Here is a 3,062-nt window from a genome sequence, read left to right as displayed (position 1 = left end):
AACAGTCCAGCTTTTTTTGTGAATATCCAAGCCAATGAATATCTTTGGTTTTCTTAAGGCATCGTGTAATTGCATAATCTTTGTTTTTAGTCACTCTAAGTTATGCTTTTACATAGATGCTACAACGGATTTGGGCAATAGTCTTAATGGAAAGATGGTTTTGTACTTGGGATGATTTGGCAAATCCGAAGAATGGGCTTAATTTAGTCCCAAACCCGCTGTAGTACCAAGACGTTGTATGCTAGTTTAGCAGAAAATTTACGGTGAAAAGAAAACTGAAAAAATAAATAAAGTGATTTGGAATCTTATTCCGAAAAAATAAATCAAAATGCAGACAAATTATAAATTGACTTCAACTTTAGGCGAAATATTTGTCTATGTTATTTATATAATCGGAATTGGATTTACAGGCTTTCTAATCTACAGTGTAATAATAAAAGATACAAGCGGAATTTTGACTTGCTTACTGTTAATTCTATTTTTTTATTTTGCTTTTATCACTAAAATTCTGAAATTTAAAAATGTCACTTTTGACAATAAATCAATTTATTTAGAAGACGAAAATATTTCACTAAAAGAAGTAAAAAGCATTAAACTTGGAGAAATAATATTTCAAAAAAATGGAAAAGAAGTAAAAATAAATTACAACTATTTTTATGGCGAAAATTATAAAATGCTTACAGAATTTTACGAAACTGAAAAAAAATTATAAATAAAAAAACCAGCACACAACAGCCGTTTGGCGAGATTGCGAATTATGTGGTAAAATCACTTTTATCTTTCGCAAGAAATTTAGTAGTAACCGAAAATATCCAGTTACGAAGTTCGCAACCTCGCCAAGCGCCAGAACGTTGGCAGTAATACCTCGTGATGACGAAAAAATAGAATAACCATTAAACATTTTAGTTGAACTTATGAAAGTAAAAATACTGAAAATAATATTTAGCCTTTTGGTTTTCAATATTTCATTTGGACAACAAATAGATACCTTGAAAATAATTGTATTATCGCCAAACAAAATTGAAGTTTCCGATAACTATTTAACTGAATATAATAAACTCAAAAAAGAAGTATTAGAAAATCGAATTATTAAAAAAGAACAGAAATTAAAAGAAAAACAGTCAAATATTGAAGAATTCAACAAGCAACCTGATTACACAAAAATAATGTTTGACAACGAACTAAATTTTTATGATAATCTGACAATTGACAATTATATATCAATTGTTGTTAGAGAATATATTTCATACAGACTTTACAAGCCATTTAAAATAAAACCAAGGATTGTTTTAGTATCATTATTAAATTCAACTTCGGATTTAGAAAAATATTCAGAAATTGCCAACGGTAGACAAAACTTCTTTATTATAAACTTTCCGAAAATAAAATTTTACAAAGAGAACGGAGAATTTAAAGTTCAAACAAATATTGAATTATATTCAAGTAAAACAAATAAAATTTTGTTATCTAAAGAGAATATTGGAATTCCAAAAAGTGGGATGACAGATTATCCAATGTGTTATGATGACAATTGGGATTGTGCAATTGTAAACTCTGCTTATCCAAACTTATTTGAAATAGTGAAAATAATATCAGAAAATAATGCGGACAAAAAATAAAGTACTACTGCTAACACACGCTACAACGGATTTGGGCAATTGGCTTAATTTAAAAATGGTCTTGTATTTGGGAAGATTTGGCAAATCCGAAAATAGGGCTTAATTTAGTTCCAAACCCGCTGTAGCGTGAGAACGTTAGGAGAGATTGCTCCGTGGACGAACAACAGATGTGTTTAATAAGGATTTTGAAAGCGGAAAAGACAAAAAGACGTCTAAAGCTAGCTGACGAAAATTGGGCGTGGAAAATATTGCGGACAAACAAAACGTGAACCGCTTTTCGGACAAACGAAAGCGGATTTTTTTTGTGTTTAACTGAAGTTTGAAACTCAAATGCCGAAACTAATTGGAACGGAAAATTGGAAGGCGGAAAAGCTTGCCGAAATTGGAATCGAAAATCGGAACGGCTAATCGTTCGTGCTTTTCGTCCGTGTCGCAACCTCTCCTAACACACGCTACAAGCGATTTGGGCATTTGGTTTAATTTAAAAATGTTCTTGTATTTGTGAGAATTTGGTGAATCCGAAAAATAACGCTACTTTAGTCCCAAACCGCGTGTAGCGCGAGAACGTTACTGGAGACTTGTGCTAAAATTACGCAGATAATTCCAATCTAAAAATAACGTTCTCTATTTGCAGGGAAATCCAAAATCTGAAAGTTGATAATCAGATGTGTGAAGTATAATCTAAAATAAAAGTGTATAAAAACAAGATAATGATAACGCAGAAAAATAATACCGCAACTATATTTCTATTATGTATGTTAATTATCGGTTGCTCCCAAAACAAAGGAAAAGACTTAACACTTTCAACAAAATCATATATTGATTATGAACATAGTTTAGTTGATATTCTTAAAAAAAATGGTTGGATTGAATCCTACACTGAAAACAGACAAGATTCATTTATTAAATGGACAAAGAAAGGCGACGAAAAAATTAAGAATTTTATTGAAAACGTAAATGCAATCCAAAAAATAGAAGGAGAAAAAGAAAAAGAATTTTTATATGAATTTGCATATTATCAAAACATATTGGAAAAGTCAGAAAATAAAGAAATAGAATCCAAAATAAATTCATTCCTCGGAAATGATAGTTTTTTACTAATTATAAAAAATAAACAAGGAGAAGAAAAAGTGTATTTTTTTGAAAATAAAAAAGACAATAAATTAATAGGTATTATTCAAGATGCATTAAAAAATGATAATGAAATAATTTTTTATGAAACAGGATTGATAAAAAGTAATACACCCAAATTAACTCCATTCGGCGCAAAAAATTATTGAATTATAACAGCCAATAAAACTTTCTACAATTGATATGGTCAATTGGCTTAATTGTGGTTAACAAACGTAATTTCGACAAAACAAGCCTCCAGTAACAGCTACTACAACGGATTTGGGCAATTGGCTTAATGGAAAGATGGTTTTGTATTTGGGAAGATTTGGC

General features: G+C 29.9%; 3 protein-coding genes. All 3 read left to right on the top strand.

What is annotated here, in order from left to right:
- Positions 1–328: 328 nt before the first annotated feature.
- The 3 genes from VLC96_RS04795 to VLC96_RS04785 all read left to right on the top strand — a co-directional run bounded on the left by VLC96_RS04795 (position 329) and on the right by VLC96_RS04785 (position 2,899).
- A complete protein-coding gene (locus VLC96_RS04795) occupies positions 329–712 on the top strand; it encodes a hypothetical protein (RefSeq protein ID WP_325260962.1) in 384 nt (127 codons plus the stop codon).
- Positions 713–914: 202 nt separating this feature from the next.
- Complete coding sequence (locus tag VLC96_RS04790) at positions 915–1,619, top strand: hypothetical protein (RefSeq protein WP_325260961.1); 705 nt, start codon at positions 915–917, stop codon at positions 1,617–1,619.
- Between the two features lie 710 nt (positions 1,620–2,329).
- The gene (locus VLC96_RS04785; RefSeq protein WP_325260960.1) at positions 2,330–2,899 is read left to right on the top strand and encodes a hypothetical protein; all 570 of its coding nucleotides are present in this window, start codon (positions 2,330–2,332) and stop codon (positions 2,897–2,899) included.
- Positions 2,900–3,062 lie beyond the last annotated feature (163 nt).

Source organism: Flavobacterium sp., from assembly GCF_035456085.1.
Taxonomy (GTDB): Bacteria; Bacteroidota; Bacteroidia; order Flavobacteriales; family Flavobacteriaceae; genus Flavobacterium.
This window is presented reverse-complemented; position numbering and strand designations above follow the sequence as displayed.